Source organism: Terriglobales bacterium (assembly GCA_035624475.1).
Lineage (GTDB): Bacteria > Acidobacteriota > Terriglobia > Terriglobales > Acidobacteriaceae > DASPRL01.
In genome coordinates this window covers 21,521-27,963 of record DASPRL010000317.1, presented here as the reverse complement: position 1 = coordinate 27,963, position 6,443 = coordinate 21,521, and the positions used below count along the sequence as shown (strand labels likewise).

Genomic DNA, 6,443 nt, shown 5'->3' with positions numbered 1-6,443 from the left:
GTATTCTCTTCCCCGCTCGAGTGCTGGCGGCCCTTCCGGGGTCGGCCCCTCTCGATGTGAAGGTTGGTTCCATAGACCTCCCGTCTGCCACGATCGTTGAAGCGCTGCGCGAGCTGCGCATGAAAGCGGGGCCCGACAAAGTGTTCTTTACGGTAGAGGTCGTCCCTTTCAAGACGGGCCCTGAAAGGAACCTGAGACTCCACCTGACACGGTCGACGGTAGGGGGAGTGCTGAGATCTATTATCCGTCAGGATCCTCGATACGACTTCGAGGTACTCGACTCGAAGCTGGTCCACGTATTCCCGCGAACCGCCAAGCAGAACGCCGAGGACCTCTTGAACACCCCAGTTCGCAACCTGCGTTTGTCCGCTCCCTATGACATCCTGCTGCAGTATCCCCAATACCATGTGCCGGAACTTCAGATCCGCATGTTTCCGAGAGGATCGGGCCCTGGAAGTATGCTGAGCAGTGGAGATGCTCCCGCAATCGAGGTCACGCTCGCCACTGGGACAGTGCGCGATGTATTGAATCTCGTAGCGCAAAAGAGCGAACGACTAAAGAACACAACCCCTAAGGGGTGGATTTACTGTTTTCGGGTCGACCCTTCGCTGTCTCTGGGCGGGCAACCCTCGTGGCAGGTGTTCTAGCGACAGGACGCGGTGAACAGTAAGTGCGATCCCAACGGCAACCTGATCGAGCACACGGTGGACGGCGCGGTGACCCGCTTCGAGTACGATGCCCTGAACCGGCTGGTGGCGGTGCTCACCCCCGACAACCAGCGGCTCACCTACAGCTACGAGCCCGGGGAGGAGTCCATCGTGGAGGGCTACGAGCACAGCCATGCGTCGGTGGCCGACCTGCGCGATACGCAGGAATCCAAAGGAAAATGACCCCTGCCTCGGCTGCTTGACATCCCAGCGTCCCCCGTTTATATTCGCTGTATGTTCGCCTAGGCGGAGGAGTGCGCCCGCGCCAGTCGGCACCTCCGGAACGCGTAAGTCCATTGTTTGACGGATTTTACGTGTAAGTTCTTTGGATCCACGGATCGTCACGGATCTCCCTCTGTAACCTCATGATTCTATTAGCGGCCAGGGAGGGGGGAGGGGTATCCCTTCGGGCGACTGGGTCATCGGGTGAGCGGGTGATTGAACCCGGTCCCCACCTTCGTCCAGGTACCAAAGTACATTGTCCGGATTCCACGCCCGGAGCGTGCTTCGGTTACCTTGTGGGTACCATGGTCACCAGGCATACTGCACCCACCTACCACAGAACCTGGGAGACGGGGGTTGGGATTGGTAACGAGGGTCACCGATTCCAACCCTTTCTAATTTCCCCTCGAACTTCCCCAGGTAACCCCCAAGCCTTTGCCCAGCCTCTAATTAGCGTGTATCCTCACTGCGAGTCAGTGAGACCGCAATCCCGCCATACAAGCGTGCGCCACGCCCGTTGATGGGCGTAACCGGTTGTCAATGAAGGAGATAGCAATGAACAGAGTTTGGGTCGCAGGGCTGGTGATGGCTCTGAGTGCGGTAGCCTGGGCGGGCGAGACCCGCGATCGCGACATCCAGCGCATCCACCATGCCGCCGTGATCCTGGACGAGATCATGGCTGCCCCCGATAAGGGCATCCCGGAGGAGATCCTGAACGACGCCAAGTGCGTGGCCGTGGTCCCGGCCATGATGAAGGGCGGCTTCATCGTGGGAGGTGAGTACGGCAAGGGCGTGGCCTCCTGCCGCACCCAGAACGGGTGGAGCGCCCCCGCCTTCTTCCAGGTGGCCGGGGGCAGTTTCGGACTGCAGATCGGCGGCCAGGAAGCCGACCTGGTGCTCATCATCATGAATGACCACGGAATGCAGCATCTGCTCTCCAGCAAGTTCAAGCTGGGAGCCAACGCCTCGGCGGCGGCCGGGCCGGTGGGGCGGCACGCCGAGGCCGACACCGACTGGCGGATGCGCGCCGAGGTGCTGACCTACTCGCGCGCCCGCGGCGTCTTTGCCGGCATCTCCCTCAACGGCGACGAGATCAACCAGAACAAGGACGACACCCGCGCCTTCTACGGGCGCATGGTGCCTTTCCGCACCATCCTGACGGGAAAGATCGCGAGCCCGGCGGAGGCGGAGCCCTTCCTGAGCACGCTCAACAAGTACGCGCCCGCGGGCCGCGTCACCCCGCCCAAGGCGGCGGAGAGCCAGCCCAAGGGCCCGTCCAGCCAGCCGAAATGACAAGGCTGGCCCCAAGCGGCTCTCACGACAACTCGAAGCCCACGAAGGGAGCGTAGGCGAGGGCGGGGACGCCCTCCACACGGCCGGCGAGACGCCGGCGTACCGTCATGCGCCACGGGATCGAGTACGCACCGGTGTGGCTGGTGGTGAAGGCGATGGGGGCGCTCCCGCGCCCGCTGGCTCGCGCCCTGGGCATCAGCCTGGGCGGGCTGGTGTACTGCCTGCACCGGCGGCTGCGGCGCGTGGGCCGGCGCAACCTGGAGATCGCCTTCCCGGAAAAGTCTCCCAAGGAGCGCCGGCGCATCCTGCGCGGCGTCTTCCGCGGCCTGGGGCGTCAGCTCGCCGAGGTCTGCCTCTTTCCCCGCTACACCCGGCAGAACGCCGGGCGGGTGGTGATCTACGACGGCTTCGAGAACTTCGAGGCCGCCCGCCGCCGCGGCCAGGGCGTGCTCTTCCTCACCGCCCACCTGGGGGCGTGGGAGGTGGGCTCCTTCTTCCACTCGCTGATGGGGAACCCGCTGCGCATCGTGGTGCGGCCGCTGGACAATCCCTATCTCAACCGCATGGCCGACCGCTACCGCACCCTGCACGGCAACTCGCTGTTCGGCAAGCAGGACTTCGCGCGCGGGCTGCTGGAGGCCATGAAGGCGGGCGAGACCGTGGGCATCCTCATGGACCAGAACATGAGCCCGCCGCAGGGAGTGTTCGTGCCCTTCTTCGGCCACCTGGCCTGCACCGCCAGCGGGCTGGCCAAGGTGGCGCAGCGCACCGGCGCGGCCGTGGTCCCGGGTTTCACCGTGTGGGACGCGGGATTGCGCAAGTACCGCGTGCACTTCGCGCCCGCGCTGGAGCTGGCGCGCACGGGCGACGAAGAGGCCGACGCCCTGGCCAACACCGCCGCCTTCACTCGCGTGATCGAGGAGTACGTGCGCCGCTATCCCGAGCAGTGGCTGTGGGTGCACCGGCGCTGGAAGACGCGTCCGGAGGGCGAGCCCTCGCTGTATTGATTTAGAATCCGGCCCAAGGAGGCCGGCCGATGGCCTTGGTGGTGGTGGGCGGGCACACGCGCAGCGTGGGCAAGACCAGCGTGGTCGCAGGGCTGATCGCGGCGCTCGCGGAGCGCCGCTGGCTGGCCATCAAGATCACGCAGTTCGGACACGGGGTGTGCGCGGTCAACGGCGAGAATTGCGACTGCGCTCCCCAGGACCACGGCTGGGCCATCAGCGAGGAGCAGGACCGCTCCGGCAAGAGCGACAGTGCGCGCTTCCTGGCGGCGGGAGCGGCGCGCGCGCTGTGGGTGCGCACCAAGCAGGGCATGCTGGCCGAAGCCATGCCCGGGCTGCGGCAGGAGCTGGCGGGCGCGCAGAACGTGATCCTCGAGTCCAACAGCGTGCTGCGCTTCCTGCGCCCCGACCTCTATCTTCCCGTGCTCGATCCCGCCACCGCCGACTTCAAAGAGACCGCGCGCGAGTTTCTGGACCGGGCCTCGGCGGTGGTGCTGCATCCGCCGCCCCCCGCGGGCTTCGCCTGGGACGGGGTTTCGCTCAAGCCCGTGGCCGGACGGCCCATCTTCTACATCCGTCCACCGCAGTACGTGACGCCGGAACTGGTGGAGTTCGTGCGGGGGCGGCTGGCGCTGCTGGAAACGAAATAGCAGTTTCTAGTTTCTCGTTCCTGGTTCCTAGAAACGCGGTGCGGGCGCCTCGCTTGTTCCTCGCTGGCGCTGCGGGCGCGCTCGGCGCCGGTTTTTCCTCGCACCGGAAGGGCACGACCAAAGTCGTGCCCTTCCGGTAGATAGTCAGAAACTAGAAACGGGAAACGAGAAACTGCTCTACGGTCCCGTGACCGGCGGAGTGGAGGGGGGCTCCTTGGTTTCCTTGGGCGGAGCTTCGGGCGGAGGCAGGGCGGCGCCGGGCTGCGGTCCGAAGCGCTGCTCGGTGGGACCGCGGCGCAGGGCCTTGAGGATCTCGTCGCGGTCGCGCCCGGCGTAGTCGCGGGCGAAGCGGGTGAGGGCGATGGAGAGGATGTCGGAGTGGTGCAGGTTCTTGAACTCGCGGAAGCGCGTCAAGTCCAGCCACAGCCGGTGCACCAGGTGGACGTCTTCGGGTTTGAGGTGGGGAGTGTGGGGCCCGATGGTGAAGGTGTCCACGTGGCCGTCGGGATGCACCACCTGAAAGAGGAACTGGCGCTTGGGCTCGGGGGCAGCCTCCCAGGCGCGCCCCAGCAGGAAGGATTGCTCCGGGGCCGTCATCTTGGCGGAGAGGCCGGCCACCACGGTGGAGGATTCCAGGGTATTGGCGGCCTGGGCGATGGCCGACCAGATGTCGGCCGCCGGCACGACCAGCAGGGAGATGCGACGGCCCACGCTTTCGGCGATGGCCACGGCGCGGGTGAACAGCGTCTGCTCGTAGTCGCTGAAGATCTGCTCCATGGCCAATTCGTAGCCGCCGGCGCCCAGGCGGGTGATGCGCGCGGTGAGCACCACCACGTCCTGCTCCTTGGTGTCCACGCGCTCCAGCGCCCAGCGCAGGTGGCCGAGGTTGTTGTAATCGCGGATAGGCACCAGCACGTTGCCGGCACGGATGCCCACGCTCTCGCGGTCGACCCGGTCCTGGTGCATGAGGTGGAACTGGTCCTGCATCTGCTGTTCCACGTGGGCGAGCTTGTGCTTGTTGATCCTCTCCGAGACGGTGAAGACCACGAAAAACACCGCCGAGAAGATGAGCCCGCTGATGGTGGCCACCGACTTGGTCAGCAGGTTGACGATGGCGGTGGAGAGCAGCACCAGGGTCACGCTGACCAGGCCGATGGGAAGCTCGTGCCCGCCCAGTCGCAGGTTGGGCGGCACCTTCCAGCCGCGCTCGCCCTTGTACTTGAAGCGGAGCACCAGCATGGAGAGGCTCTTGAAGACGAAGCTCCAGATCACGCCGAAGGCGTAGGCCTCGCCCAGCAGGTAGACGTCGCCGCGGCTGGCGAGGATGGTGAAGAGCTGCAGCCCTACGATCAGGTTGATGATGCGGTAGCTGGTGCCATAGCGGGGATGAGGGTGGCGGAACCAGTCGGTCAGCACCCCGTCCTCCGAGACCCGGTTGAGCACGCCGTTGGAGCCCACGATGGCGGTGTTGACCGCGCCCGAAAGGATCAGGAAGCCCACCACCACCACGAAGATGCGGAAGATCAGCCGCAGCAGTTGCGGGCCCGCCATGTACATGGCCAGGCCGGCGATGAGGTTGTCCTTGTAGACGGGGACGCGCACCGCGTCGGGAATGAGCATCACCGCCAGCAGGGAAACCACCCCGGTGAAGACGAAGCTGTAGATCCCGATGACGATGGCGGTACGCTTCAGGTTGTCGAGCTTGGGATGCTTGATCTCGCGGTAGACCTGGGCCAGCGACTCCTCGCCGCTCATGGCCAGCACCGAGTGCCCGAAGGCCATGATGATGCCGAAGACCCCGAACATCTGCGCCAGCCGCCCGGGGATGGTGGTGGACTTGAGGAAGCCCAGGGCCTCGTCGCTGAAGTGCAGGTTGGCGGGCACGGGCCAGGGCGGCAGGTGGTAGGCGCCGCGATGGACGATCAGCGTGAGCGCCGACCAACCCAGCATCAGCACCACCATCACGGTGGTGATCTGCATCACCCACATGGCCTTCTCGCTGGATTCCTCGATGCCCTTGGTGTTCAGCCACCAGTAGTAAAGGGTGACCGCCACGGCGAACAGCGCGGCAGTGGCGTTGACGTTGACCTGGGGGACGCCGTGGAAGAGGGCGTGCACGGCGCGGGGAAGCCAGCCATGGGCATCGGCGGCCGCGAACAATTCGTTGATCAGCCCGGCGATGTACTGGCCGGCGGAGACACCGGAGATGGGCCCGGTGAGGATGTAGTCGAACATCAGGGCGGAGACGCTGATCTTGGCGGCGGTGCCGCCCAGGGCCTCCTTGACCACGCGGTAGACGCCGCCACGCACGAACATGGAGCAGCTCTCCACGTACACGGCGCGCACCCCGAAGGCGAACATCATCACTCCCAGCACGAACCAGGGAGCAGCCTTGCCCACCGCCTGCTCGGCGATGCCGCCTGCGTAGAAGGCGGAGGAGCCCAGGTCGTTGAGGATGATGGCCGCCGCCCGCCAGAAGGAGATGAAGGTCAGCATCACCGTACTGGCCACCACGATGCGGACCCGGTTCGAAGTCGGCGGCGGGGCGTTCGTGGAGGAAGCCATAG

At 65.6% G+C, this 6,443-nt stretch carries 6 protein-coding genes; 5 read left to right on the top strand and 1 reads right to left on the bottom strand.

Features of this window, described 5'->3' with window-relative positions; all coding sequences use genetic code 11:
- The 5 genes from VEG08_12660 to VEG08_12640 form a co-directional block, all read left to right on the top strand.
- Positions 1-647: hypothetical protein (locus tag VEG08_12660; GenBank protein ID HXZ28836.1), on the top strand; the 647-nt coding region annotated here is incomplete at its 5' end.
- 12 nt (positions 648-659) lie between these two features.
- Positions 660-890 carry an RHS repeat domain-containing protein gene (locus tag VEG08_12655; protein HXZ28835.1) on the top strand — a complete coding sequence of 77 codons (231 nt, stop codon included), beginning with the start codon at positions 660-662 and terminating at the stop codon, positions 888-890.
- 594 nt (positions 891-1,484) lie between these two features.
- A complete protein-coding gene (locus tag VEG08_12650) occupies positions 1,485-2,222 on the top strand; it encodes a lipid-binding SYLF domain-containing protein (protein ID HXZ28834.1) in 738 nt (245 codons plus the stop codon).
- Positions 2,223-2,329: 107 nt separating this feature from the next.
- On the top strand, positions 2,330-3,229 hold the full coding sequence (locus tag VEG08_12645; protein ID HXZ28833.1) for a lysophospholipid acyltransferase family protein: 900 nt from the start codon (positions 2,330-2,332) through the stop codon (positions 3,227-3,229).
- A gap of 29 nt (positions 3,230-3,258) precedes the next feature.
- A complete protein-coding gene (locus tag VEG08_12640) occupies positions 3,259-3,876 on the top strand; it encodes a hypothetical protein (GenBank protein ID HXZ28832.1) in 618 nt (205 codons plus the stop codon).
- Positions 3,877-4,053: 177 nt separating this feature from the next.
- Here VEG08_12640 and VEG08_12635 read toward each other — a convergent pair whose 3' ends face one another.
- Positions 4,054-6,441: an APC family permease gene (locus tag VEG08_12635; protein HXZ28831.1), complete on the bottom strand. Its 2,388-nt coding sequence runs from the start codon at positions 6,439-6,441 to the stop codon at positions 4,054-4,056.
- Positions 6,442-6,443 lie beyond the last annotated feature (2 nt).

Bases quoted from the DNA above. Each gene is read 5' to 3' on its own strand.
- VEG08_12645 (HXZ28833.1), top strand. From the start codon at position 2,330: ATGCGCCACGGGATCGAGTACGCACCGGTGTGGCTGGTGGTGAAGGCG.
- VEG08_12635 (HXZ28831.1), bottom strand. From the start codon at position 6,441: ATGGCTTCCTCCACGAACGCCCCGCCGCCGACTTCGAACCGGGTCCGC.
- VEG08_12650 (HXZ28834.1), top strand. From the start codon at position 1,485: ATGAACAGAGTTTGGGTCGCAGGGCTGGTGATGGCTCTGAGTGCGGTA.
- VEG08_12640 (HXZ28832.1), top strand. From the start codon at position 3,259: ATGGCCTTGGTGGTGGTGGGCGGGCACACGCGCAGCGTGGGCAAGACC.